This window comes from Actinosynnema sp. NPDC002837, from assembly GCF_040295345.1.
Taxonomy (GTDB): Bacteria; Actinomycetota; Actinomycetes; order Mycobacteriales; family Pseudonocardiaceae; genus Actinosynnema.
The window spans coordinates 1-25,223 of record NZ_JBEOVG010000021.1; the positions used below are offsets into that span (position 1 = coordinate 1).

The 25,223-nt window shown below is 72.4% G+C and carries 20 protein-coding genes; 6 read left to right on the top strand and 14 right to left on the bottom strand.

Annotated features, from left to right (window positions below; translation table 11 throughout):
- Positions 1–279: 279 nt before the first annotated feature.
- The 4 genes from ABTZ99_RS17335 to ABTZ99_RS17350 all read right to left on the bottom strand — a co-directional run bounded on the left by ABTZ99_RS17335 (position 280) and on the right by ABTZ99_RS17350 (position 6,252).
- Positions 280–2,817, bottom strand: coding sequence for an FtsX-like permease family protein (locus tag ABTZ99_RS17335; RefSeq protein ID WP_499612220.1), 2,538 nt, complete (start codon positions 2,815–2,817; stop codon positions 280–282).
- Positions 2,817–3,608, bottom strand: a complete 792-nt coding sequence (locus ABTZ99_RS17340) for an ABC transporter ATP-binding protein (RefSeq protein ID WP_498776791.1) — start codon at positions 3,606–3,608, stop codon at positions 2,817–2,819. The genes ABTZ99_RS17335 and ABTZ99_RS17340 overlap by 1 nt, the downstream gene beginning before the upstream one ends.
- Positions 3,609–3,826: 218 nt before the next feature.
- Positions 3,827–4,822 (bottom strand): aldo/keto reductase, encoded by a 996-nt coding sequence (locus tag ABTZ99_RS17345; protein WP_499612222.1) that lies wholly within the window; start codon positions 4,820–4,822, stop codon positions 3,827–3,829.
- Positions 4,777–6,252: an NDP-hexose 2,3-dehydratase family protein gene (locus ABTZ99_RS17350; protein ID WP_499612224.1), complete on the bottom strand. Its 1,476-nt coding sequence runs from the start codon at positions 6,250–6,252 to the stop codon at positions 4,777–4,779. The genes ABTZ99_RS17345 and ABTZ99_RS17350 overlap by 46 nt, the downstream gene beginning before the upstream one ends.
- A 343-nt stretch (positions 6,253–6,595) precedes the next feature.
- Here ABTZ99_RS17350 and ABTZ99_RS17355 point away from each other — a divergent pair, with 343 nt between their 5' ends.
- Positions 6,596–7,690 (top strand): DegT/DnrJ/EryC1/StrS family aminotransferase, encoded by a 1,095-nt coding sequence (locus ABTZ99_RS17355; protein WP_499612226.1) that lies wholly within the window; start codon positions 6,596–6,598, stop codon positions 7,688–7,690.
- Complete coding sequence (locus ABTZ99_RS17360) at positions 7,677–8,393, top strand: class I SAM-dependent methyltransferase (protein WP_499612228.1); 717 nt, start codon at positions 7,677–7,679, stop codon at positions 8,391–8,393. Before ABTZ99_RS17355 ends, ABTZ99_RS17360 begins: the two co-directional genes overlap by 14 nt.
- A gap of 83 nt (positions 8,394–8,476) precedes the next feature.
- Here the strand turns inward: ABTZ99_RS17360 and ABTZ99_RS17365 are convergent, their stop codons facing one another.
- Both ABTZ99_RS17365 and ABTZ99_RS17370 read right to left on the bottom strand, forming a co-directional pair.
- Positions 8,477–9,250: an ABC transporter permease gene (locus ABTZ99_RS17365; RefSeq protein WP_498776801.1), complete on the bottom strand. Its 774-nt coding sequence runs from the start codon at positions 9,248–9,250 to the stop codon at positions 8,477–8,479.
- Positions 9,243–10,253 carry an ATP-binding cassette domain-containing protein gene (locus ABTZ99_RS17370; protein WP_498776803.1) on the bottom strand — a complete coding sequence of 337 codons (1,011 nt, stop codon included), beginning with the start codon at positions 10,251–10,253 and terminating at the stop codon, positions 9,243–9,245. Before ABTZ99_RS17370 ends, ABTZ99_RS17365 begins: the two co-directional genes overlap by 8 nt.
- A gap of 434 nt (positions 10,254–10,687) precedes the next feature.
- Between ABTZ99_RS17370 and ABTZ99_RS17375 the strand changes: the two genes are divergently transcribed.
- From ABTZ99_RS17375 to ABTZ99_RS17390, 4 genes are all read left to right on the top strand, one after another.
- Positions 10,688–11,890 (top strand): macrolide family glycosyltransferase, encoded by a 1,203-nt coding sequence (locus tag ABTZ99_RS17375; RefSeq protein ID WP_499612230.1) that lies wholly within the window; start codon positions 10,688–10,690, stop codon positions 11,888–11,890.
- 117 nt (positions 11,891–12,007) lie between these two features.
- On the top strand, positions 12,008–13,153 hold the full coding sequence (locus ABTZ99_RS17380; protein ID WP_498776807.1) for a sensor histidine kinase: 1,146 nt from the start codon (positions 12,008–12,010) through the stop codon (positions 13,151–13,153).
- A gap of 73 nt (positions 13,154–13,226) precedes the next feature.
- Positions 13,227–13,871 (top strand): response regulator transcription factor, encoded by a 645-nt coding sequence (locus tag ABTZ99_RS17385; protein WP_230567585.1) that lies wholly within the window; start codon positions 13,227–13,229, stop codon positions 13,869–13,871.
- A gap of 223 nt (positions 13,872–14,094) precedes the next feature.
- The gene (locus ABTZ99_RS17390; protein WP_499612232.1) at positions 14,095–16,845 is read left to right on the top strand and encodes a helix-turn-helix transcriptional regulator; all 2,751 of its coding nucleotides are present in this window, start codon (positions 14,095–14,097) and stop codon (positions 16,843–16,845) included.
- 63 nt (positions 16,846–16,908) lie between these two features.
- Here ABTZ99_RS17390 and mftE read toward each other — a convergent pair whose 3' ends face one another.
- From mftE to ABTZ99_RS17430, 8 genes are all read right to left on the bottom strand, one after another.
- Positions 16,909–17,613 carry a mycofactocin biosynthesis peptidyl-dipeptidase MftE gene (mftE, locus tag ABTZ99_RS17395; RefSeq protein ID WP_498776811.1) on the bottom strand — a complete coding sequence of 235 codons (705 nt, stop codon included), beginning with the start codon at positions 17,611–17,613 and terminating at the stop codon, positions 16,909–16,911.
- Positions 17,610–18,962, bottom strand: a complete 1,353-nt coding sequence (gene mftF / locus ABTZ99_RS17400; RefSeq protein WP_498776813.1) for a mycofactocin biosynthesis glycosyltransferase MftF — start codon at positions 18,960–18,962, stop codon at positions 17,610–17,612. The genes mftE and mftF overlap by 4 nt, the downstream gene beginning before the upstream one ends.
- Positions 18,959–19,744 carry a mycofactocin-coupled SDR family oxidoreductase gene (locus tag ABTZ99_RS17405; RefSeq protein WP_498776815.1) on the bottom strand — a complete coding sequence of 262 codons (786 nt, stop codon included), beginning with the start codon at positions 19,742–19,744 and terminating at the stop codon, positions 18,959–18,961. The genes mftF and ABTZ99_RS17405 overlap by 4 nt, the downstream gene beginning before the upstream one ends.
- Positions 19,741–20,589: a mycofactocin-associated electron transfer flavoprotein beta subunit gene (locus tag ABTZ99_RS17410; RefSeq protein ID WP_498776817.1), complete on the bottom strand. Its 849-nt coding sequence runs from the start codon at positions 20,587–20,589 to the stop codon at positions 19,741–19,743. Before ABTZ99_RS17410 ends, ABTZ99_RS17405 begins: the two co-directional genes overlap by 4 nt.
- A gap of 5 nt (positions 20,590–20,594) precedes the next feature.
- Positions 20,595–20,885 (bottom strand): ferredoxin family protein, encoded by a 291-nt coding sequence (locus tag ABTZ99_RS17415; RefSeq protein ID WP_498776819.1) that lies wholly within the window; start codon positions 20,883–20,885, stop codon positions 20,595–20,597.
- Positions 20,882–22,186, bottom strand: a complete 1,305-nt coding sequence (locus tag ABTZ99_RS17420) for an FAD-dependent oxidoreductase (protein WP_498776821.1) — start codon at positions 22,184–22,186, stop codon at positions 20,882–20,884. Before ABTZ99_RS17420 ends, ABTZ99_RS17415 begins: the two co-directional genes overlap by 4 nt.
- Complete coding sequence (locus tag ABTZ99_RS17425; RefSeq protein ID WP_498776823.1) at positions 22,183–23,196, bottom strand: mycofactocin-associated electron transfer flavoprotein alpha subunit; 1,014 nt, start codon at positions 23,194–23,196, stop codon at positions 22,183–22,185. Before ABTZ99_RS17425 ends, ABTZ99_RS17420 begins: the two co-directional genes overlap by 4 nt.
- 71 nt (positions 23,197–23,267) lie before the next feature.
- Positions 23,268–25,223: a mycofactocin system FadH/OYE family oxidoreductase 2 gene (locus ABTZ99_RS17430; protein ID WP_499612235.1), complete on the bottom strand. Its 1,956-nt coding sequence runs from the start codon at positions 25,221–25,223 to the stop codon at positions 23,268–23,270.

Consider the following 25,223-nt stretch of genomic DNA (forward strand, 5'->3'; position numbering starts at 1 on the left):
CGCTTTTCCCGCCAGGCCTGCCCGGCTTTGGCCTGCCTGGGGTGCCCGTAAGGGCCCCATGTCAAATCGAGCCGGCCCCAACCACCGCCGCTCCCCAACCACCGCGACCACTGCCCCGCCCAACCACCGCGCCACCCAACCCCCAACCAACCAGCCCAACCAGCCCAACCCGCCCCGCCCCAACCCAAACCCAGCCCGCCCCCACAAACACTCAGGCCCCACAACTCCCCAAGGGGAAGTCGCAGGGCCTGAGCGGACGCGGCGCTGGACGGGGTGGTGCTAGTCGGCCTCTGGCAGTGCCGCCTCCAAAGGTCGACCCTTCGTCGCACGCATCGCGAACGTGAACGTCGCGGCGAGCACGAGGACGAACGCGGCACCGACCACGGCGAAGTACATCCACACCGGGCCGACCGGGAACGGCGAACCCGTCCGCGCCAGGCTGAACGACACGATCGTCGTGGGCGCGATGAGGCTGCCGAGCACGATGCCGATGAGCGCCACCAGCACGCCCTCCAGCATCGTCATCCTCATCACCTGGCCGCGGGTCGCGCCGGTCAGCCGCTGCAGGCCGAACTCACGACGCCGCCTGCCGACCGACAGCGCCAACGTGTTGATCACCGAGATCGCGATGAAGCCGAGCAGGATGGTCAGGAACAGGTAGTTGATCGTGGCCATCGCGTCGAGGTAGTTCTCGAACGCCTCGTTCAGCTGCTCCCGGTTCACCACGTGGCTGCCCGGGTGAGCCGCCGTCACGGCCTCCATCGCCGTGGTCAGCTGGGCCGCGTCCGTACCGGCCGCCGGCGCCGCCACGATGTGGTTGGGCAGGCCGGACGTGGTGTGCTCGGCCAGCAACCGGGCGGGCAGGATGATCGAGGTGAAGTCCTCGTCCTCGGCGTGCAGCGCGACGACCCGCAGGCCGACCTCCTCGCCGTCACCGAGGCGCATCGTGATCGAGTCGCCCACCTTCACACCCATGGCCTGCGCGTGACCCTCGTTGAGCGACACCGCGTCGCCCTTCAGGTCCGCCAGCGAGCCCTGCGCGACCTTGGTCGTGGTGACCTCCTGCGCGGCGTCCGCGGTCAAGCCCTTCAGCTGCCAGCCGCCGAGGCTCTGCTGGCCCGCCCACGCGTCGGTCGGCGAGGTGATGAACCCGTTGCTCACCAGGAACTCCGACGCCTTGCCGACGCCCGGCAGGGCCCGGACCTCCTCCAGCACGGTGGGCGCGAACCCGTCCGGGCCCGACCGCAGGATCGTGTTGGCGCCGAAGCCCTCGGTGTACTTGCCGACCGTGCTCTGCTCGGTCGTGTTCACGTACAGGCTGCCGGTGCCCACGGAGACCAGCAGGATCAACGGCGTGATCACGGCGGCCACCTGAGCCGGCCGGGCCCGCGCGTTGAGCGTGGCCAGCGTGCCCGAGAACCCGGACAGCGCGCGCAGCAGCGGACCGAGGACCGCGACCATGAGCCGTGAGACGTCCGGGCCGAGCAGCAGCAACGCGATCGCCAGCAGGATCGACGACCAGGTCGCCGGTCCGGCCACGAACGGGCCGCTGACGAAGTTGAACGTGACGAAGACGAGGCCACCGGAGTAGATCACGCACAGGATCGCCAGCCCCCGCCGGACCCACCCGGCGCGGGTGCGCTGGGCGGCGAGGTCGCCGAGCGCCTCGATCGGCCGGGTCTTGGTCGCGCGCCGACCGGCCACCAGCCCCGCGCCCACGGCCGTGACCAGGGCCGTCACCACCGCGGCGACGGTGGGGATCCAGCCCAGGTGGAACGCCATCATCTTGGGCGCGATCTCCGCGTCCACGACCCGGCTGAACAGCCAGCGACCCAGCAGGACACCCGGCGCGACGGCCAGCGCGGAGGCGACCAGCGCGACCGCGATCGTCTCGCCGAGCACCATCCGCCGCAGCTGACCCGGCGTCGCGCCGACCGCGCGCATCAGGGCGAGCTCGCGGTGGCGGTTCTGCAGCGCCAGGGTGAGCGTCACCGCGATGCCCAGCAGCGACACCAGGAAGGCGACGCTGGCCAGCATCAACGAGATCAGCAGCAGGTCGTCGGACTCCAGCGCGACCGGGTACTCGGCGTGACCGCGCTGGTCACCGGTCAGCACGGTCGCCTGCTTGCCCGCGAGCGCGTCGGTGATCCGCTGGGCGAGCGCCGCCGTGTCCGTGCCCGGCTCGGGCAGCACGGCGATCGCGTCGACCTTCGACGTGTCGGTCACGAACCGGCTCGCGTCCTCGGCGGTGAAGAAGACGGTCGCCGAGTTGTTCGCGCCCGGACCGCTCGCGATGCCGGCGACCTCGAACTGCTCGACACCGCCCGCGATGGACAGCGTGACCGGCTCGCCGACCTTCGCGCCGGACTGCTGCTGCGCGATCGGGTCGAGCACGACCTGGCCCGCGGTGGGCGCGGCGCCCTCGCTGAGCGAGTACGGGCGCAGCTTCGCGGTGTCCCAGTCGTGGCCCGTGGTGGCCAGCGGCGTGCCGCTCGGCGGGGTGGTGCCCAGCGGCAGGACGGGGAAGCCCCGGTCGGGCAAGGCCTCGGCGACACCCGGGACGGCGGCCACGGTGTCCACCAGGCCCTCGTCGAGCCGGATGCGCTCGCTGAACGAGCCGGTGGCGCCGAACCTCTGGTCCCCGGTCACCACGACCGGCGCGGCGGCCAGCCGTTCGGCGGGGATGGCGTTGAGCACGGTGGTCTCCAGCAGACCACCCGCCGCGATCATCATCGCCGCGCACAGGAACATGCCGACGAACGTCGCCACGAACCCGGCCCAGCGGTGCCGCAGCGTCAGCAGGGCGAGGCGCAGCATCAGACACCCCCGAACGAGCTCGACCCGACGGCGTCCTTGTCGGCCCAGGCGCCGAGCATCGTCATGCGCTCGGCGACGGTCTCGGCGGTGGGGTTGCGCAGCTCGCTGTCGATCTGGCCGTCCGCGAGGAACACGACGCGGTCGGCGTAGGAAGCGGCGGACGGGTCGTGCGTGACCATGACGATGGTGTGCTGGTGGTTGCGCACGGCGTTGCGCAGCAGGGTCAGCACGCTGCGGCCGGACCGGGTGTCCAGCGCGCCGGTCGGCTCGTCGGCGAAGATCACGGCCGGGCGGGTGATGAGGGCACGTGCGACGGCGACGCGCTGCTGCTGACCACCCGACAGCTCGGTCGGCCGGTGGTGGCGGCGGTCCGCGAGACCGACCTGCGCCAGGGCGTCCTCCACCGCGGCGCGGTCCGGCTTGGTGCCGGCCAGCTGCAACGGCAGCGTCACGTTCTGCTCGGCGGTCAGCGCGGGCAGCAGGTTGAGCGACTGGAAGATGAACCCGATGCGCCGGCGGCGCAGCAGCGTCAGCTTCTTCTCGTTCAGCTTGCCCAGGTCGACGTCGTCGAGCACGACCGTGCCGGACGTGGGCTGGTCGAGCCCGGCCGCGCAGTGCAGCATCGTGCTCTTGCCCGAGCCCGACGGGCCCATGACGGCGGTGAAGGTGCCCTTCTCGAATTCGAGCGAGAGATCGGCGAGCGCGGTGACGCTGTTCGCACCTTTGCCGTAGACCTTGCGCACGGAATCCAGCCGGACAATCGCCGTGCTCGAGGATTTCTGGGTTTCCACTTCGTGACTCCTCAAAGGTTCGTCAGCGCCGTTCGTCTTGCCCCATCGCAGCTGCCAGGAACACTACGAGCGGTCGGCGCTCCGCTGGAATGGGGCGCGCCCTGAGCCGGTGGGTAGGGCTAGCCTCACCCCTGGGCGCTGGCGCTGACACCAAGACCGCCGGGGGGCTGGCCGGTCCGGCGTTCGTGCGGATTTCCCGGTTGTCGCGACCCCGGTTCTCACGCCGGGAACAGCTCGTCGAGCTTTCCCGCCACCTCGTCGTCGAGCGGCGCTTCCAGGGCGCGTTCGGCCGAGACCAGGTGCTCCAGGGTGCGCGGGCCGATGACCGCGCCGGTGATCCCGGGCCTGGTCAGCACCCAGGACAGCGCCACCTCGGCCGGGTCGGCGCCGAGGTCGGCGCAGAGCTTCTCGTACTCGGTGATCCGGTCGCGCCGCGTGCGCATCTCGACCTCGGCCCGGCCCTGCGCCGTCTTGACCGCCGTGCCGTCCGCGAGCTTGCGCACCGCGCCGCCCAGCAGACCGCCGTGCAGCGGCGACCACGCGAACACGCCGACGCCATAAGCGGTGGTCGCCGGGATCAGCTCGGCCTCCGCGCCGCGTCGGACCAGGTTGTAGACGCACTGCTCGGACACGACGCCGAGGTTCCCGCGCCGCAGCGCGGCTTCCTGCGCCGACACCAGGTACCAGGCGGCGAAGTTGGACGTGCCGACGTAGCGGACCTTGCCCTGCCCGATCAGCACCTCCAACGCGGTCCACACCTCGTCCCACGGCGCGGTGAAGTCCATGTCGTGCAGCTGGAACAGGTCGATCCAGTCGGTGCGCAGCCGGCGCAGCGACGCGTCGCAGGAGGCGATGATGTGCCGCGCGGACAAGCCCTGGTCGTTGGGCCGGTCGCTCATCGGCTGGCACACCTTGGTGCCCAGCACCACCTTCTCCCGCCGCGCGCCGTCACGGCCGAACCACTCGCCGATCAGCTCCTCGGTGAATCCCTTGTGGACCTGCCAGCCGTAGTTGTTGGCCGTGTCGAAGAAGTTCACGCCGAGGTCGAGCGCGGCGTCCATGACCTCGAAGCCCTCTTCCCGCGTGGTGCGCACGCCGAAGTTGAGCGTGCCGAGGCACAGCCTGCTCACCTTCAGGGCCGTGCGGCCGAGCCTGACGTGCCGCACCGTCACCCCTCGTCCCAGTTCGACGCGCCGAACGTGCTGTGCAGGCACGCGATCAGGCTGCGGGCCTGCACGTTGACGTAGTGCCCGTGCCGCAGCAGGCTCACCAGCTGGTGCAGCGTCATCCAGCGGTAGTCCTCCGCCAGCTCCGGCGGCACCTCCAGGTCGACCTCGACCACGGTGTAGCGGGTCTGCGCGTTGAAGAACCGCCCGCCCTCCTCGGACAGGACCGTCTCGAACCGCACCCGGTCCGGCGGCGCGGCGAGCACCTCGTCCAGGAACGGCGGGCGCGCGGCGGCGGGCAGCGCGGAGTAGTTGCTCGGCATCCCCTGCACGGTCGGGCCCAGCTCGACCACGTCGAGGTAACCCGGTTCCACCCGCGCGTTCACCAGCACGTGCAGCACGCCGTTGATCGGCTTGGCGAGGAACGCCACCACGCCGACGTCGGTGGGCTCGATCATCGGCTGGGTCCAGCTGCGCACCTCGCGGTTGCCCGCGACCGTGTCGACGCCGACGACGTTGAAGAACAGCCCGCTCTCGTGCGAGATCCGCTCGTCCGTGCGCACCCAGTGCTCGACCTGGTCCAGCGGGATGCGCGTGGTGGCCACGTCGTGCCGGGTCCGGGCGCCGGTGATCCAGCTCAGGATCTCGCCGATGGTGTGCAGGCTGCCCTCGTCGTCGCTGCACGAGCGCAGCACGTCGAGCCGCACCGCGCCGCCCGTCGCCGAGAACGCCTCGGTCAGCCGGTCCCCGGAGAACGGCAGGCAGGACAGCACCGTGCGGGAGTCCATGTTGACCAGGTTGTCGATCTCGAACAGGTGGTGCAGCTGGCCGATGGTCAGCCAGCAGAACCCGTCGAGCAGCTCGACGTCGTCGGTGGTCTCGACGATGATGTTCCGGTTGCGCTTGCGGTAGTACCAGGAACCCTGCTCGGACTGCAGCACGTCCGCCAGCACCTGGTTGCGGCCGGTGTCGGTGAAGTAGTCCAGGTACGGCACCGGTGCGCCTTTGTGCACCCGCGTGTAGTTGCTCTTGGTCGCCTGCACGGTGGGCGACAGCTGGAGGGTGTTGCAGTTGCCCGGTTCCATCTTGGCCTGCATCAGGCAGTGCAGCACCCCGTTGAACTCCTTGACCAGGATGCCCAGGATGCCGATCTCCGGCTGGTTGATGATGGGCTGCGTCCACGCGGGCACCGCCGCGCCCTCGATTCGCACCGACAGGCCTTCGACCACGAAGAACTTGCCGCTGTCGTGGACCAGGTTCCCGGTGTCCGGGTCCGTCCGCCACCCCTTCAGGTCGCGCAGCGGGATCTTGTCGATGACGCTGCCGTCGGTGGCCAGTCTCTCGGCGAACCACTGGAGGAACTCGGGCAGCGACATCTCGGAACCGGAGTCGGCGAAGACCGACTCGGCGATGCGCACGGGTGTCGTCGCATCCGTGGTGCGCAGCAGGACGGCTTGTGCCGCCGTGGTTTCGGACACTGGGCACTTCCTGTGGCTCGTGAGCGGGCCGGCGCGGTCGATCGGGGGATCGGCGCTGGAAAGAGTCGACGGTGCCGCGTGACCGGGTAATGTGGACGGAGGATCGACGCGGTCGACCCGCTCGATCGTGTGGCCTCGGCGCGGTGGAATCAAGGCCGGCGCGGAAGCTAAGGGTGGGTCGGGGGTGCGCCCGATTTCCTTAAGGGGCGGCCGAGGGGTGGCCGGCATTCCGTAGGGGTTGAAGGGGCGGTCGACCGGCCCGCACCATGCAGGAATGCCTGACGAGCCTCTTTTCAGCAGCCCGCTGCACGTGGGGCGCCCGAACGTGGGTGATCGGTCTCGCTTGTTCGAGCTCCTCAACGAGGCACTGGACAGGCTGTGGCTGACCGACGGTCCGCTGGTCCGCGAGTTCGAGCAGCGACTGGTCGAGGTGACCGGCGCGGACCACTGCGTGGCGGTGGTCAACGCGACCGTCGGCATCCAGCTCGCCGCCAGGGCGTGCGGCATCGGGCCGGGTGACGAGGTGATCGTGCCGTCGTTCACCTGGGTCGCCACCGCGCACGCGCTGAGCTGGATCGGCGTCGTCCCGGTGTTCTGCGACATCGACCAGGGGACCGGCAACATCGACCCCGAGCACCTGGAGCGGGTGATCACCCCGAGCACCAAGGGGATCGTCGCCGTGCACGTGTTCGGCCGGCCGTGCCCCATCGCCGAGCTGACCGCGATCGCCGAGCGGCACGGCATCCCGCTGATCTTCGACGCCGCCCACGGCCTGGGCTCCACCTACGGCGGCGTGCCGCTGGGCGGGTTCGGCGCGGCCGAGGTGCTGAGCTTCCACGCCACGAAGTTCCTCAACAGCTTCGAGGGCGGCGCGGTGGTGACCAACGACCCCGAGCTGGCCGCGCGGGTCCGCGCCATGCGCAACTTCGGCATCGACCCGGACCGCGACGTCGTCTCCTGCGGCACCAACGGGAAGATGAACGAGGGCGTCGCGGCGATGGGCCTCACCTCGCTGGAGGTGATGGACGAGCTCATCAAGCACAACCTGCTCAACTACGAGCTGTACCTCAGGGAACTGGCCGGCGTGCCGGGCGTGACCGTGCGCGAGCAGGCGCCCGACGAGCGGTCGAACAACCAGTACCTGGTGATCGAGGTCGACGGTGCGGTCGCCGGCCTGTCGCGCGACGAGATGTGCGAGGTCCTGCACGCCCGGAACGTGATGGCGCGCCGCTACTTCCACCCCGCGTGCCACGAGATCGAGCCGTACAAGCAGGCGCCCGGGGTGCACGCCCCGCTGCCGCTGCCGCACTCGGAGGCCCTGGCCGAGCGGGTGCTGGCGCTGCCGACCGGCACGTCCATCGGCGAGGAGGAGATCATCGGCATCGCCGGGATCATCCGCGACGCCGTGACCGAACGGGGTTCCCGTGTACGACGCTGAATTCGCCGACGCCTACGACGCGATCTACCAGGCGCACAAGGACTACCGCGCGGAAGCGGACGTGATCCGGGGTCTCGTGCTGGACCGCTGCCCGCACGCGACCACGTTGCTGGACCTCGGCTGCGGCACGGGCTCGCACCTGGTCCACCTCGCCGAGCAGTTCGACGTGGTGGGCGTGGACCTGTCCGCGGCCATGGTGGAGCACGCCCGGGCGAAGCTGCCCGACGTGCCGATCCACTGCGGTGACATGCGGGACGTCGCGCTGGACCGCGAGTTCGACGCCGTGTGCTCGATGTACAGCTCCGTCGGCTACCTGCCCGGCCTGGCGGGGCTGCGCGCGGCGGCCGAGAACATGGTGCGCCACCTGTCGCCCAAGGGCGTCCTGGTCGTGGAGCCGTGGATCCTCGCCGAGCACTGGAACGGCGGCGAGCTGGTCACCGCGACGTTCGAGCACAACGGGGTCGTGGTGTCGCGGATGGGCCGGTGGAAGACGGTCAAGGCGCGCAGCGTGGTGGAGATGCACTACCTGGTCAGCGGCGCCGACGGCGACAACATCCGCTACTTCACCGACCGCCAGAGCCTGGGGCTCTACACGAGGGCGGAGTACGAGGCCGCGTTCGCCGACGCCGGCTGCCCGGTGGAGTACGTCGAGGGCGGCGGTCACGCGGCACGCGGGCTGTTCGTGGGCACCAGAACACCCTGATCCGACGTCCACTGTGGACGTCCTCGGTAGACGAAGAGGCCCGGCCGGGATGATTCCCGGCCGGGCCTTTCGTGCTCCTGCGGTCAGGCCGTGCGACGGCGGAACATCACCGTGCAGAACACGATGCCGGCGGCGGCGATGCCCACGCACCAGATGACGGCCAGCAGCGGGTTGTCGCCCACCGGCGTGCCGAGCAGCAGGCCGCGGATGGTCTCGATGACCGGCGTCACCGGCTGGTACTCCGCGAACGGCTGCAACCAGCCGGGCATGGTGTGGATCGGCACGTACGCGCTGCTCGGGTAGGGCAGGAACACGACCACGAAGGTGAACGCGTTCGCGGCCTCGCTCGACCGGGCCAGCACGCCGACCGACGCGGCCAACCAAGCCATCGCGAAGATGAACAGCGCGATGATGCCGACCGCGCTGAGGATGTCGAGCGCGGTCGCTTCGGACCGGAACCCGTACAGCAGCGCGACGCCCACCACCGGCACGAGCGTGATGATCGTGCGGATCGTGCCGACCAGGACGTGACCGGCGATCACCGGCGCGCCGCTGATGTCCATCGACCGGAAGCGGTCCACGATGCCGCCGGTCATGTCGTTGTTGACGGTGACCGCGGTGGTGGCGGCGCCGAAGCCCGCGCAGGTCAGCAGGATGCCGGGGGTGAGGTAGAGGATGTAGTCGGTGCCGGTCTGGATGGCGCCCGCGAACAGCGACATGAACAGCACCATGATCGCGATCGGCAGGATCCACGTGGTCAGCAGCGCGTCCAGGTCGCGCAGCGCGAGCCGGGCGGCCCGGCTGCTCATCGCGGGCCAGTGGCCGATGCGAGACGGCGGGGTGGCGGTGTCAGACACCGGAGTTCTCCTTCTCGTGCTCGGCCTCGGCGTCGCCGTCGGCCTTCCCGGTCTGGTCCTCGGCCCGGGTCGCGGCGCGCCCGGTGAGCGCGAGGAACACGTCGTCCAGCGTCGCGCTGTGCACCTCGAACTGCGTGACCGCGGTGCGGTCCGCGTCGATCTCGTCCAGCAGCGCCCGCATGTGCGCCGCCGTGCCGTCGGTCGCGATGCCGATCGTGCGACGGGACTCCTCGCGGTGCACGGCGCGCTCGCCGAGGAAGCCCAGGGCGGCGCGGAACGCGTCGTCGTCGACGAACGTGACGTCCAGCCGCTGCTCGGCCACCCGCTCCTTCAGCTCCGTCGGCGTGCCCTCGGCCACCACGCGCCCGCCGTCGAGCAGCGCGACGTGGCCGGCCAGCTCGTCGGCCTCCTCGAGGTACTGCGTGGTGAGGAAGATCGTCACGCCGGCGGCGGTCAGCCCGCTGATGACCTCCCACATCATCCGGCGGCTGCGCGGGTCCAGACCCGTCGTCGGCTCGTCCAGGAACACGATGGACGGCTCGCCGACGAGGCCGGCCGCGAGGTCGAGCCTGCGGCGCATGCCGCCGGAGTAGGTGCCGACGCGGCGGGACCCGGCCTCCACGAGGTCGAACTGCGTCAGCAGCTCCTTGGCCCGCGCGCGGGCGCGGGAGCCGGACAGGCCCGACAGCTGCGCCATCATGCGCAGGTTCTCCTCGCCGGTCTGCCGCTGGTCCAGCGCGACCGACTGACCGGTCAGGCTGATGGCGCGGCGCACCTTGCGCTGGTCCTTCAACAGGTCGTGGCCCGCCACGCGCGCCGTGCCGCCGTCGGGGCGCACGAGGGTCGACAGGATGCGGACCATCGTCGTCTTGCCCGCGCCGTTGGGACCGAGGAGCGAGAAGATGCCGCCCCGGGCGACCCGGATGTCGACACCGGCCAGCACTTGGACCGACCCGTACGATTTCACCAGGCCGTTCGCCTCGATCGCGAAGTCATCGGCCATATCCGTGGTCCCCCTCGTTCGGTTGAGCGGTGCGACGTTCGTGGTGACTGATTGGGATGATCATGGGCCGGGACGGGCGGAAACAGCCCGCCGGTGCCGGGACACGGCGTCGGTCGCGGCGTCCACGTCGCGCCGGGCGCTTGATCTGCGGGGATTGTGCCATAGGGAGCAACGGCGGGCAGCTGTTTCCCACGCTTCGCGCCCCCTATCGTTCGCAGTAGCCGGGCCGGGGCCATTGGGGTGAACGCGGGCTTTCCGGATTGCGCCGCACGGGTGTATTACCGGGTAACAGTCGACGTCGGACGACGGGAGGTTTCGCCCGACAAGGGTCGAATTAGGGGGCCTCTAGGGGCCGTCCGTACGGGGCGGCGGTTCATACCGTCGGCAGTACCCGCCTCAGACCTGAGCCCGCCTACCGAATTGGACCCGCAGCGATGTCCCACCATTTCCTGTTCGTCGGCATCCCCGACCGCGGTCACGTGTTCCCGAACCTCTCGGTCGTGGCCGAGCTGATTCGCCGCGGTCACCGGGTCACCTACGTCACCGGTGAGAGCATGGCAGAGGTCGTCAAGCCCTCCGGGGCCACGCTGCTCCCGTACGACTCGAAGTACGACAAGGTCGACATCCTCGACATCATCAACTCCGACGCGTCGTTCATGCCGCGCACGTTGGTCGAGGACAGCGGCGCGATGGTCCGGGCGGCCCTGGAGGGCCTGGCCGACGACGTGCCGGACATGGTCATCGCCGACTCCGCCACGCCGCTCGCCTGGCGGATCCTGGGCCTGAAGTGGCAGCGGCCCGCCCTGCAGTCCGTCTCGGTGTTCGCCTCGAACGAGCACTTCTCCTACCTCCACGCGATGATGGAGGACGAGGACGGCGTGGTCAGCGAGGTGCCCGACGAGATGGGCGACGTGTTCGGCGCGATGGCCGAGGTCATCGCCTCGTTCGGGATCGAGACGCCGGTGTCGGAGTTCGTGCTGCCGGGCGAGGAGTTCAACCTCGTCTACCTGCCGCGGGCGTTCCAGTTCGCGGGGGAGACCTTCGACGAGGAGCGCTTCGCGTTCGTCGGCCCGTCGATGGACGACCGGCCGTTCCTGGGCAAGTGGGAGCCGTCCGCCGGCGACCGGCCCGTCGTGCTGGTGTCCCTCGGCACGGTGTTCAACCAGATGCCGGAGTTCTTCCGGGTCGCCGCGGACGCGTTCGCCACCGAGCCGTGGCACGTGGTGATGACCGTGGGCGACGGCATCGACCCCGACGAGATCGGCCCGCTGCCCGCGAACGTCGAGATCCACCGCTGGCTGCCGCACCTGGAGGTGCTCGACCGCGCGAGCGTCTTCGTCACCCACGGCGGCCTCGGCAGCGTCATGGAGTCCCTCCACACGGGCACGCCGATGGTGATGATCCCGTTGACGCCGGTCGACCAGCCGACGGCCAAGCGGATCACGCAGCTGGGCGTCGGCCGCATCCTGCCCTTCGGCACGATGTCGGTGGAGGAGCTGCGGGAACTGGTCGCCGAGGTGGCGGGCGACGAGGCGATCGCGGCGAACACCCGCGAGATGCAGCGGCACGTGCGCGAGTCGGGCGGCAGCAGGCTGGCGGCCGACGTGCTGGAGAAGCACCTGGTCGAGCACGGCTGATCCGGCGTTCGGCGCAACCTTCCCCCGCGTCCGGCTCCGTGTGCCATATTACTGACCTGGGCTGGCGGGGGGAGCTCATCGCCACCAACGGGCGGTGACGTTCAGGTCGGAGGCGACATGTTGGTGCGCAGGGACGGGGTGTTCGCCGGGTCCCGCAAGGGCATCCTGCGGACGTTGGGCTTCTTCTTCGCCAGCGCCGTCCCGCGCGTCGTCCAGTTCGGCCTGACGTTCACCGGCCTGGTGGTCGGCGCGATCACCACCCCCATCTGGATCGGCATACCCATCGTCGAGGGCACGCTGCGGATGACCGGCTGGTTCTGCCGGGTCGAGCGGCAGTGGGTCGGCCGGATGCTCGACGTCGAGGTGCCGCCGGTGGCGCCCATCGAGTTCGACCCGGACGAGGACCGCGGCCTGATCCGCCGCGTGTTCCGGCGCATCACCGACTCGCGGACGTGGCGCGAGGTCGCCTACGTGGCGCTCGCGATGCCGCTGGGCATCGCCGAGTTCGCCGTCGCCGCGATCGGCGTCGTGCTGGTGCCGGTCAGCATCTGGGCCGTGCCGTGGATCGGCTTCGCCCACGGGCTGGTCGCGCGCGGCGTCCTGGGCCCGACCAAGAAGTCCGAGCTGCAACGGCGGGCCGAACGCCTCCAGGCGTCGCGGGCCCGCGGCGTCGACGCCGCCGAGGCCGAGCGCCGCCGCATCGAGCGCGACCTGCACGACGGCGCCCAGCAGCGGCTGGTGTCGGTCGCGATGAGCCTGGGCCAGGCCAAGATGCGACTGGCCCAGGACCCGGAGTCCGCGCGCGAGTTCATCGAGGAGGCGCACGTCGGCGCCAAGCTCGCCGTGTCGGAGCTGCGCGACCTGGCCCGCGGCATCTCGCCGGCGGTGCTGCGCGACCGCGGCCTCGACGCCGCGCTGTCCGCGCTCGCGGCGAAGTCGCCGATGGACGTGCGCATCGACACCAAGCTCAACCCCCGGCCGCCGGCGGCCGTGGAGACGACGGCCTACTTCATCGTCGCCGAGTCGCTGACCAACGCGGCCAAGTACGCGGAGGCGACCGAGGTGACCGTGCGGGCGCGCCGCGACGGCGACGGCGTCACCTTGGAGATCACCGACAACGGCGTCGGCGGCGCGAAGATCCGCCCGGGCGGCGGGCTCGCCGGGCTGGCCGACCGCGCGGCCACCATCGACGGCGTGATCACCGTGGAGAGCCCGGTCGGCGGACCCACCGTCATCCGCGCTGAGCTGCCCTGTTCGTGGTGACGCGAAGCGCCGGGCACCGCGGCGCTCGGCCGGTAGGGTGCCTCGCGTACCGGCATTGCTGTCAGGAGAGCGCATGCGTGTTGTGATCGTCGAGGACGCCGCTCTGCTCCGGGCGGGGGTGCAGCGCCTGCTGGCCGACGAGGGCATGGAGACGGTCGCCGCCGTGGACAACCCCGACGACTTCCTCCGCGCGGTCGAGGAGCACCGGCCGGACATGGCGATCGTCGACGTGCGGCTGCCGCCGACGTTCACCGACGAAGGGCTGCGCGCCGCGGTGGCGGCCCGCGAGATCGTCAAGGACCTGCCCGTCCTCGTGCTGTCCCAGTACGTCGAGGAGACCTACGCGGCCGAGCTGCTGGCCGGCGGCACGACCGGGATCGGCTACCTGCTCAAGGAGCGCGTCGCCGACGTGGCGGAGTTCCTCGACTCGGTGCGCCGGGTCGCGGCCGGCGGCACCGCGATCGACCCCGAGGTCATCTCGCAGCTCATCGCGCGGCGCAAGGTCGACCCGCTCGCCGCGTTGACGCACCGGGAGACTGAAGTACTCGGCCTAATGGCCCAAGGTTTGTCCAATCGGGCTATCGAACGGGACCTGCACGTCTCCTCGGGGGCGGTCGAGAAACATATCGGCAACATCTTCGCCAAACTCGGTCTCGATGTGACTCCCGATGAGCACCGACGCGTGCGCGCCGTGCTCACCTATCTCGGTCACGCGTAGTAGGAACCCTTTTTGCGGATCTCCGCAAACACACCACACCTCACCCGTTTGTGGGTAGGCTCCACTCGGCCGCACCAGCGGCCACCACGCACGGTGAAGGGTATCGGGGCGCCGTCCTACCACGGCTCCCCGGTCGTCTCGTATTGAAACGGATACCTCTCGCGCCGTGTTCAGGTCTTCGCTTTGAGTGATGTACCCGTGAGCTGGCTTGGGGGTCAGACGCATGGCGTTTGTTCAATACGAGGAAGCGTTCGATTTGCTGCAAGGTCGCCTGGCGGAAATCTCCGCGGGCTGTGGCCAACTGGTCGTGGTGCGCGGTGGTCCCGCGAGCGGCAAGACGAAACTTCTTCACGAATTCGCGGGCTTGGTGACGGCCGGCGGTGCGACCTTTCTCGGCGCCAGCGGCTCCCGCGACGAGACCGGCCTGCCGGCCGGGGTGCTCGACCAGTTGTTCCACAGCGCCGGCCTGCCCAACGGCGTCGCCGAACGGGTGTGGGACCGGCTCTCCTCGTCCGCCGACGAGGCGCAGACCGCCCGGGAGATCTGCGCGATCATCCTGCACCTGGCCAAGGACCGGCCGCTGGTCATCGGGGTGGACGACGTCCAGTACGCCGACCCCCAGTCCCGCCGCCTCCTGCTGTACCTGCAGCGGCGGCTCGGCTGGGCGCGCATCCTGCTCGTGGTCACCGAGTGGGACCGGTCGCAGCCGACCGACCTGCTGTTCGGCTCGGAGATCACCCGCCGCCCGCACCACCGGCTCCACCTCGCCCGGTTGACCAAGCTCGGCGTGGCCGAACTGGTCGAGCGGTCCGTCGTGGACCCGGCCGCGGCCGGCAGGCTCGCGCCGGAGGTCCACCGGCTCAGCGGCGGCAACGCGATGCTGGTGCAGGCGCTGCTGGAGGACTACCTCAACAGCGGCGACGCCGAGCGGTGCGAGCCGGTCGTCGGCCCGGCGTTCCGCCGCGCCGTGCTGTCGTGCCTGCACCGCTGGGACAACCAGACGCTGGACGTGGCCCGCGCGGTCGCGGTGCTGGGCGACCTCAGCCAGCCGACCGAGCTGTCGCTGCTGACCGGGGTGGACGTCAAGGACGTCGAACAGGTCCTCGCCATCCTCACCGAGGCGGGGATCCTCACGGCGGGCCGGTCACGGCACCCCGCGGTCCGGGACGCCCTCCTGGGCGGCATGTCGGCCTGCGAGCGCGCGACCGCGCACCTGGACGTCGCCGAGATGCTGCACCGCCGCGGCGCCTCCGCGATGGACGTCGCCGACCACATCATCTCGGCCGGGTGCGTCCCGGACGGCTGGGGCGTCGGCCTGCTGCGCGCCGCCGCCGAGCAGGCCCTGGCCACCGACCGCGTGCAGCTGGCCCTGCGCTGCCTCAAGCTCGCGCTCACCGCGTGCGCCGACGAGCCGACCCGACTGACGATCACGGCCATGCTCGCGCGCGCCTCGTGGCGGTTGAACCCGTCCGCCGCCGCGCCGTACGTGCCCGCTCTGCGCACGGCGTTGCGGGAGGGCAAGCTCTCCGGCCGTGACGCCGTCGTCCTCATCCGCTGCGCGCTGTGGAACGGCGACGAGGAGGAGATCGCGGACGTCCTCCGCGCGGCGCACGACAGCGCGGCGCTGTCCGAACCCCTGATCGAGGCCGAGCTGCGACTGGCCCACCACCTGATCTACGGGTCGGGGCGCAACCACTTCCCCCCGTCCGACCGGCCCGCGGCGGGCGACCCGTGGTCGCAGGCGGTGGCCGCGGTCGAGACGGTGTGGACCCAGGGCGCCAACGACGCCGCGTCGTCGAGCGCCGAGCAGATCGTGCGCAGCTACTGCCTCGGTGACAACACGCTCGGCATCGTGTCGTCGGCGCTGCTCGCGCTCGCCTACGGCAACCGGCTCGACAAGGCCACCGAGTGGTGCGACTCGCTGGTGGACGAGGCGACCCGGCGCGGCGCGACCACGTGGCTGGCGGTGTTCAGCAACATCCGGGCCGAGGTCGCGCTGCGCTGCGGCGACCTGTCGGCGGCCAAGTCCAACGCCGAGACCGCGTTGCGGGTCCTGCCGCCGCAGAACTGGGGCATGGTCGTCGGCTACCCGGTCTCGGTCCTGGTGAGCGCGCTGACCAGGACCGGCAGACACCAGGAAGCCGCCGAGGTGCTGAACTCGGTCGTGGTGCCCGAGTCGATGTTCGCCACCCTGGGCGGGCTGCGGTACCTCCAGGCGCGCGGGCACCACCTGCTCGCCACCGACCGGGCGCTCGCCGCGATCCGGGACTTCCGCGACGCGGGCGCGCAGGCGGAGAAGTGGGGCCTGGACGTGCCGGCGCTCGTGTCGTGGCGCAGCGACGTCGCCGAGGCCAGCCTGAAGCTCAAGCGGGTGTCCGAGGCGCGCGACCTGCTCAGCCAGCAGCTCGAACCGGGCCGGTGCGTGGACCTGCGCACCAAGGGCATCTCGCTGCGGCTGCTCGCCCTGGCCACCGAGCCCGCGCACCGGCCGGCCCTGCTCAAGCAGGCCATCAACGCCCTGCACGGCTCGGGTGACCGGTACGAGCTGGCCAAGGCGCTCTCCGACCTGAGCGCGGTGCAGAAGCACCTGGGGGAGGCCGAGCTGTCGCGCCAGACAGCCAGCCGCGCGGAGCAGGTCGCCAAGGCCTGCCGGGGCGTCACGCCCACGGGCTCGGTGAGCGCCGCGTCACGGCAGCGCACCGCGCCGCACCCGACGACGCCGGTCATGCACGCCCCGGACGCCCGGCCGGTCACCCTCACGCCTCGGGCGGACGAGGGCGCGCCGGTGCTGAGCAACGCCGAGCAGCGGGTCGCGATGCTCGCGGCGAGAGGTCACTCGAACCGCGAGATCGCCCGCACGCTCTACATCACGGTCAGCACGGTCGAACAGCACCTGACCCGCGTGTACCGCAAGCTCAACGCCAACAACCGGGGCGACCTGGCCTCCGTCCTCACGGGACAGGGCGTGTCGTAACCCGCGGTCGTGCATGGGGTTCCCGGTGGGGCGTGGCGTGTTCACCATGCCCCACCGCGGCCGTCACGGCGTGGGCGAAGCACCGACGTGGGCGTGGTGGAAGCGGTCCGCCGCGGCCAGCAGGTCCGCGGTCCACCGGGCCAGGATGCGGTGGCCCGCCTCGGCCGAGGCCGTCGTCGGGTCGCCCAGCACGCCGTTCGCGGTGACGGGTCGCAGCCCTCGTTCGCGCAGCACGCCCATCAGCTCAGGCAACGGGCGGGTGTCGCCGCGTTCCAACCGGTCCAGCCGCACGGCTTCCGGGCGCACCGCGAGCATCACCGACGTCTCGGTGTGCCCGGCGTGGCTGTCGCGCGGCGGACCAGTCGGCGACCAGACCGCGACCGACCGCCCTTCCGCGACCGCCGTCGCGACCGCCCGGCTCAGCGGCTCGGCGTTGCCACCGTGACCGGACACCAGCAGCACCCCGGCGAACACGTCGGCCGACCGCACCAGCTCCAGCACCAGCGCCCGCACCACGTGGTGCCCGATCGACAGCGTGCCCGGGAACCCGGCGTGCTCCCCGCTCGACCCGTAGGGCACGGCGGGCGCCAGCACGGCCCACGGCCGTGCCGAGGCCACCCGCTCGGCCAGGCACGCCGCCACCTCGGTGTCCACCGTGCCGGGCAGGTGCGGCCCGTGCTGCTCGGTCGAGCCGATCGGCACCACCAGCACGCTGCGGGGCGCGAGCTCCGCCACCTCGGGCCACGTGAGATCGCCGAGCGCGGTCACGACGGCGGCAGCTTGCCGGGCCAGTCGACGAGTTCGGGCAGCAGCGGCTGGACGGTCCGGTGCTTCACGCACCCCCACCACACCCCGCAGCCGTACGCCAGGTCGTCGACGACGCGGAGCCCCAGGAACCGCGCCGGGTCGAGCTCGACCTGGCTGTCCCGCCACTCCACGAGGTGCCGCGCGAGCGACGCGGCCAGCAGCCGCCGCCCCCGCTTCGACAGCGCCATCAGCGGCATCGCCACCGGTCCGTACACCCTGGTGATCGCGTCGGCCGCCTGCGTGCCCGCGCCGAGGTGGCCCTGGAGCGCGAGCCGCAGCGAGTCCACCTCGGGCACTTCGTACCGCTTCAGCTTGCGCGGCAACAGCGCCGCCGTGCCCAGCGCCACGCCCGCGCCCGCAACCGGCAGGCCCACCGCGGCCAACGCCCAGGCCAGCGCGCTCCACGGCGACATCTTCACCGGCGTCACGGCGGGACCGTGCCGCAGCCCCAGCGGGGCCGCGCCCGTGCCGTAGTCGAACCGCTGGCGCAACCACTTCCGCCAGGTCGATCGCGGCTCGTGCGCCACCGTGGACGCCGGTTCGTAGCGCACCAGGTGCCCGGCGGCCACCATTCGCCACACCAGGTCCACGTCCTCGCCGAAGCGCAGGCTCTCGTCGAAGCCGCCCATCTCGCGCAGCACCGACGTGCGCATGACGATCGCGGCGCTGGGCATGTAGCTGATCCGCGCGCCGGGGCGCACCGGACCCGGCGCGGTGCCGAGGTCGAGCGGTGAGCGCACCAGTTCGTACCGGGCCAGCGTCGAGTCGCCCGGCAGGCTGCGCACCCGCGGCGCGACCAGGGCCACCTCGGGGTCGGCGAAGTGCGGCAGCACGGCGTCCAGCCAACCGGGGTCCGGGTGCACGTCGGCGTCGAGGAACGCCACCAGCTCGGTGCGCACGAGCGCCGCGCCGGCGTTGCGGGCCGCCGCCGGACCGCGCGCGACCGGGTGCCGCAGCGCCGCGCCGGGCACCCTCCGCGCCGACCCGTCGTCGACGACGATCGAGGCGGCGACGCCGTCCACGGTGCGCAGCTCGCCGGGCTGGTCGCGCACCGGTGTCACGGCGGTGACGTCCGCGGTCGTCAGGCCGACCTTGTAGACCGGGTGCACCATCCCCGCGCGCACCAGCCGCTGGGCCAACGCCCGCCGGGCCGGGTCGTCGCCGACCGGCTCGCCGTCGAGCCACGACCGGACCACCTTCGCGCCGGTCGCCGACAGGCGCATCACCCGGTACGGCGACCCGCCGAGGACCACGCGACCACCGGCCAACGTCCGGGTGCCCCCGTCGAGGCGGAGCCACAACTCGCTCATGCGGTAAACCCTCCATCGGCGTGCAGCACGGTTCCGGTGACGGCCGAGGACTGCGGGCCGCACAGCCAGCTCACCGCGGCGGCGACCTCGTCCGGGTCGAGCAGCCGCTCGACGAGCTGGTGCCCGGCGAACTCGGACACGTCCGCCAGCCCGTACAGCGCGGCGCTCGCGGTCAGCATGTCCGTCGTGGTCGAGCCGGGGGAGACGGCGGTGGCCGTGACGCCCGTGCCGCGCAGGTCGGTCGCCAGCCCGCGGACCAGGCCGACCACGGCGTGCTTGGCGGCGTTGTACCCGGCGAGGTGCCACAACCCGCGGTGCGCGGCGGCGGAGGCCAGGGCGACGAACCGCCCCGAGCGCGGCGTCGGCGCCCGCAGCAGGGCGGGCACGGCGGCCCTGGCCAGGTTCAGCACGCCGCGCACCCCGCTGTCGAACAAGGCGTCCCACTGCTCGTCGGTGGTCTCCCACAGGGGCGTGCCGCCGACCATCACCGCCGCACCGGCCACCGCCGCGTCCAGCCGGCCGAACTCCCGTTCCGCCAGGGCGACCGCTCCGTCCACACCGGACTGATCGCGCACGTCCGCGACGACGTCGAGCACCTGGCCGGGCCACCGCGCCGCCAGCTCCGCCAACTGCTCGCGCGTGCCCAACGGGTACGGCACGCCGGGCAGGTCGCCGGGGACGTCGACCGCGACGACCCGCCAGCCCTGCTCGGCGAGCTGGCCGACGACGGCCGCGCCGATGCCGCGCGCGGCTCCGGTGACCACGGCGACGCGCGGCGTCACGGCAGGTACCCGTGCTCGCGCAGGAACGCCAGCAGCTCGTCGGCCGCGGCCTGCGGCGTCCCGGGCGTGACGACGCGCGAGCGGACCTTCGGACCGGTCGGCCCGGACAGCGCCAGGATGCGCTCGTGGTGCGACGCGGTGCTCGCCGCCGGGAGCACGCGGGGCCGCGGTCGGTAGGGGCGCACGGACGTGACCGTCACCCGGTGGTCCGCGCGGACACCCGGCGACACCACCGGGATCACGGCCTGCCGGGCGGCGAGCACCGCGGGCAGCGCGCCGCGCCGCAGCCGCACCGCGCCGGGCTCCACCGAGCACACGGCGGGGAACCCGATGCGCAGCCGCTCGCGCCGGCCGCCGTCGAGCCGCCGCACGCCGTGCAGCTCACCGTCCCGCAGGTCCAGTTCGCACAGGCCCAACGCCTGCCGCGCGCCGAGCAACCCGGCGAGGAACGCGGGGGTGGTCCCGGTGCCGCGGTCCGCCGAGCGGTCCCCGCACAGCACGACGTCCGGCACGCCGGGTCCGGCGCGCAGCCCGGCCAGCAGCGCCGCCGCGGTCCGGCTGCCGTCGTCGGTGTGGTCGTCCTCCGCCGGGTGGTCCACCCGCAGCACCTCGTCCACGCCGACTTCGAGGGCCAGTCGCAGCACGTCGTCCGCCCCGGGCGGACCGAGCGTCACCGCGACGGCACGGGCGCCGGGCAGCGCGGAGGCCAGGCGCACGGCGTGTTCGAGCGCGCAGCGGTCGGCCTCGGCGAGCCCGCCGGTGCGCGGGTTGCGCCGGACCCGCCCGGTGAGCGGGTCGACCGAGGCGTGCGTCTCGGTCCGGCGCAGGGCGGCGACGACGAGCACCGGCCTCACCCCTTCGTGAAGACGACGCCCTGGCCGCCGTCGGGATAGGTCCAGGTGATCGCACCCGGCTGGTCGCACAGCAGGTAGCACGTGCCGCACTCGAAGCAGTGCTCGTAGTTGAAGAGGATGCCGCCGTCCGCCATGGGCACGAACAGGTCGGCGGGGCACGCGTGCACGCACACCTGAGAGGTGCACGAGGCGCAGACCGAGGTGTCCACCGTGATGTGCGCCCGCTCGCCGACGTGGAACTCCACAGTGGACAGCACGTCGTCGAACGCCCGCTCGGCGTAGCTCATCCGAACCCCCGCATCCCGGTCACGGCGTCGCGCACCAGGTGGCGCAGCCGCACCCCGTTGTCCTTCGCGCTGCGGCGCAGCAACCCGCGCAGCCCCGGCTTGGGCCGGGGGTTGTCGACCTGGAACACCGACTGCGCCAGGTCGCACAGCAGCCCCGGGTACTGGCGCTGCACCCGTTCCGACATCACCAGGCCCGGGATGTCGCGCAGCTTGCGGTGGTCGGCGAGCACGAACGAGCGCTCCAACGCCTTGCGGTACCCCGCCAGGCCGCGCTTCGAGGTGTCGCCCTCGTCCAGCGCCGCCACCGCGCTGCGCCCGGCCTGCGCGCCCGAGCCCAGGGCGAAGTTCACGCCCTCCAGCCAGATCCCGGCCGCCAGGCACAACCCGGCCGCGTCGCCCGCGAGCAGCAGCCCGTCGTCGGCCAGTCGTGGCAGGTGGCGGTAGCCGCCCTCCGGGATGAGGTGCGCCGAGTACTCGACCACCTCGCCGCCCGCGATCAGCGGCGCGATCGCCGGGTGCCGCTTGAGGTCGGCGAGCAGGGCCTCCGGCCGGGTGCGCGCGGCGGCCAGGCCGGGCAGCGCGAGCACGACGCCCAGCGAGACCGACTCCCGCTGGGTGTAGAGGAAACCGCCGCCGGGCACGTCGCCCGTGCAGCCGAGCATCTCGATGTCCGCGCCTTCGTCGCCGCGCAACGCGAACCGCTGGTCGATCACGTCGCGCGGCAGGGCGATGGTCTCCTTCACCCCGAGCATGGTGTGCTCCGCCTGGCGGGAGGCGTCGAACAGGCCGGCCTCCTTGGCCAGGAACGAGTTCACGCCGTCGCACGCGATCACGACCCCGGCGCGCAGGTCGCCGTCCGGTCGGTCCGTGCGGACGCCGGCCACCGCGCCGTCCGGCCCGCGCAGCAGCCCGGTCGCCACGGTGGCGGGCACGAGGACCGCGCCCGCCTCGACCGCGAGCCCGGCGAGCCACGGGTCCAGGTCGGCCCGGTGCACGGTCGCGCCGTTGTGGGGCGGCCGGCCCCAGTCCTGCGTGCGGAAGTCGACGGTGAGCGCGCGTTCCTCGGTCATGACCATGGTGGAGCGGCGGGTGACCCAGCGCTCCACCGGCATGTGCTCCCACCAGTTCGGCACCAGGTCGTCCAGCACGCGGCCGTAGACCACGCCGCCGTAGACGTTCTTCGAGCCGGGGAACGGGCCGCGCTCGACCAAGGCGACCGAGCGACCGGACCGGGCGACCTCCAGCGCCGCCGCCGATCCCGCCGGCCCGGCGCCGACCACCACCACGTCGAACTCGCTCATACGCCCAACCTCGCGGCCAACTCGGAGAGCACCGCGGGCGCGTCGGCCACGATGCCGAGGTGCGCCATCGCGGTCATGGGGCAGGACGGGTCGGTGTTCACGCTCACCACGTGCGCCGGGCTGCCGAGCCCGCTGGTGTGCTGCACCGCGCCGGACACGCCGAACGCCACGTACAGCTCGGGGTTCACCACGACGCCGGTGGTGCCGATCTGCCGTTCGGCGCCCGCCCAGTCAGCGTCGGTGACCGCCCGGGTTGCGCCCGCGGACGCGCCGAGCGCCGCGGCCACCCGTGCCATCACGTCGACGGCCCGCGCGTCGCCCAGCCCGACGCCCGCGCCGAATATCCGGGGCGCCTCGGCCAGGTCGGCGGTGGCGGGGTCGGGCGCCAGGACCTCGACCGACGTCGCGTCCTCGGCGTCGCGGTCGTCGGCTGCCGCCTCGACCAGGTCGGGCGTGCCGTCGACCGCGTGGACGCCGCGCACGCCGGGCAGCAGCGTCGCGACGAACGGCCCGTCCACGGCGAGCTCGACACTCACCCGACCGTCCCACCGCACCACTTCCGCACCACCGTCCGACACCCGCACCGCACCGGGCAGGAGGGGACGGCCCAGTTCGGCGGCGAGCCGGGGCGCGAGGTCGCGACCGTCCGGCGAGCCCGGCAGGATCACGCAGTGGTGCCCGGCCAGCGCCCGCACGAGCCCACGCGCCCACCGACCTGGCGCGAACGCCCCGGCCTCGACGAGCGTGCCGAACGCCAACGCCCCGAGCGCTCCCGCCGCCACCCGCGTGCCGGTGCCGACGATCAACGCCACCCCACCGGCCTCGGCAACCGCCTCGTCCGCGCCCAACGGCACCACCCCGTCACGAACCGGGACGACCGCGACGCGCTTGCCCACGCCTTCACCGGCTTGTCGCACCACTTCGGTCTGGCCGCCGGTCTGCTGCGCCCTCGCCGCCTTGCCGCCCGCCTGCGAGGTTCCCTCTGCTTTGCCGCGCGACTGCTCCGCCACTTCAGCCCGACCACCGACATCCGACTCAACCGGATCTCCCGGGCGCGGAGCCGACCCACCGACCGCGGCGCTCACAGGGCTGCCGCCGTCCGGTGGCCTTCGGCGACCGCCGAGTCCGCGCGCCGCGGCGTCAGGCAGTCACCCACCCGGTGCACCTCGAACGGCGCGTCCCGCAGTTCCTGCCACAGCCCGTCCTCCGGGTCCTGGTGCACCGCGCACACCACCCAGTCGTAGCGCTGCTGCACCGTCACCCCGGTGGTGTGCTTGTGCAGGTCGACCAGCACACCGCCGTCCTCCGCCCGCCACGCGCCGGTCACCACCTCGTCGGTCGACTGGGCGATCCCCTTGGCGTGCGCGCGGATCGTGAACATCTCCAGGTCCAGCGTCAGCCCGAGGTCCTGGCCGACCACCATCCCGGGCGTGCTGATCCGCACCGAGGCCCGCCGGTCGGCCAGCAGCTCGGCCACCGAAGTCGCCTGGTGGAACCCCAGCTCGTCCACCACCAGCACCTCGCCGAACGGCGCCGCCCGCCCCTCCAGGACATCCCGCACGTCCACCACCCGTTCCAGCTCACCGGCCCACCACGGGCGCTTCGGCCGCGCACCGGTGGCCAGCACGACCACGTCCGGCGCCTGCGCCCGCAACCACCCCGCGTCGACGCTCACGCCCGTCCGCAGGTCCACCCCGGACCGCCCGCACTCCGCGAGCAGCCCGCGCACCAGCTCACCCAGCTCCACCCGGCTCGGCACGGTCGCCGCCAGCGCCACCTGACCACCCACCTGCGCGGCACGTTCCAGCAGCGTCACGTCGTGCCCGCGCCCCGCGGCCGTCGCCGCGGCCTTCAACCCCGCCGGCCCACCACCCACCACGAACACCCGTCGGCCACGTCGGCGCGGCGTCGGCAGCACGACGGTCTCCCGCCCGGCACGCGGGTTCACCACGCAGCCCAGCCAACGCCCCAACCCGACCCGACCGACGCACTCCTGGTTGCACGACAGGCACGCGTTGACGTCACCCGCCCGCCCCGCGCGCGCCTTCGCGGCGAACTCGGGGTCCGCGATCTGCCCGCGCACCACGCCGACGAGGTCGCACTGGCCCTCCGCGAGCGCGCGCTCGGCCTGCGCCGGGTCCTTGATCCGACCCGAGCCGATCACGGGCAGGCGGACGGCCTCGCGGATCGCGCTCGCGATGTGCAGCGCGTACCCCGGCGGGAACGCCATCGACGCCTCGATCATGAACAGGGTGGACGTCGCCACGCCGATCGAGGTGTTGAGGTAGTCCACCGCGCCGGTCGCCTCGACCATCCGCGCGACCTCGACGGCGTCCTCGATCCTCGTGCCGTTCTCGATCAGCTCGTCACCGCACAGCCGCACGCCCAGCGCCCGGTCCGGTCCGATCGCCTCCCGGACCGCCTCGACGATCTCCAGCAGGATGCGGGCGCGGTTGCGCGCCGAGCCGCCGTAGCCGTCGGTGCGCAGGTTCGTCACGGGTGACAGGAAGCCGCGCACGATCGAGGAGTGCGAGCACTGCAGCTCCACGCCGTCGAAGCCGCCCTCCACGCAGTGCGCGGCCACGGTGCGGTAGCCGGCCACCACCTCGGCGATCTCGCCGTGGTCCATCGCCTTGGGCACCTCGCGGAACAGCGGGTCGGGCACCGCGGACGGCGCCCACACCGGCAGCCGCGAGTACATCGAGGACGCCTGGCCGCCGTTGTGGTTGAGCTGCGCGAAGATCGGCACGCCGTGCGCGTGCACCGCGTCGGTGATCCGCCGGTAGCCCGCGATCGCCTCGCGCCGGAAGCCGTGCACCAGCTTCTCGTACGGCCAGTCCGTGACGTGGGTGGAGTGCTCCTCGGTGATGATCAGGCCCGCGCCGCCGGCCGCACGTGCGGCGTAGTACTCCGCGTGCGCCTCGCTGGGCAGGCCGTGGCGCGCCTGGTTGGTCAGGTGCGCGGCGAACACGATCCGGTTGGGCACGACGACCGGGCCGAGCCGGACGGGGGAGAACAGGTACCGGTAGCGCGACAC

Excerpts from the sequence above, each read along its gene's own strand:
- ABTZ99_RS17335 (WP_499612220.1), bottom strand. The coding sequence starts at position 2,817 with ATGCTGCGCCTCGCCCTGCTGACGCTGCGGCACCGCTGGGCCGGGTTC.
- ABTZ99_RS17370 (WP_498776803.1), bottom strand. The coding sequence starts at position 10,253 with ATGGCCGATGACTTCGCGATCGAGGCGAACGGCCTGGTGAAATCGTAC.
- ABTZ99_RS17375 (WP_499612230.1), top strand. The coding sequence starts at position 10,688 with ATGTCCCACCATTTCCTGTTCGTCGGCATCCCCGACCGCGGTCACGTG.
- ABTZ99_RS17380 (WP_498776807.1), top strand. The coding sequence starts at position 12,008 with ATGTTGGTGCGCAGGGACGGGGTGTTCGCCGGGTCCCGCAAGGGCATC.
- ABTZ99_RS17385 (WP_230567585.1), top strand. The coding sequence starts at position 13,227 with ATGCGTGTTGTGATCGTCGAGGACGCCGCTCTGCTCCGGGCGGGGGTG.
- ABTZ99_RS17390 (WP_499612232.1), top strand. The coding sequence starts at position 14,095 with ATGGCGTTTGTTCAATACGAGGAAGCGTTCGATTTGCTGCAAGGTCGC.
- mftF (WP_498776813.1), bottom strand. The coding sequence starts at position 18,962 with ATGAGCGAGTTGTGGCTCCGCCTCGACGGGGGCACCCGGACGTTGGCC.
- ABTZ99_RS17415 (WP_498776819.1), bottom strand. The coding sequence starts at position 20,885 with ATGAGCTACGCCGAGCGGGCGTTCGACGACGTGCTGTCCACTGTGGAG.
- ABTZ99_RS17420 (WP_498776821.1), bottom strand. The coding sequence starts at position 22,186 with ATGAGCGAGTTCGACGTGGTGGTGGTCGGCGCCGGGCCGGCGGGATCG.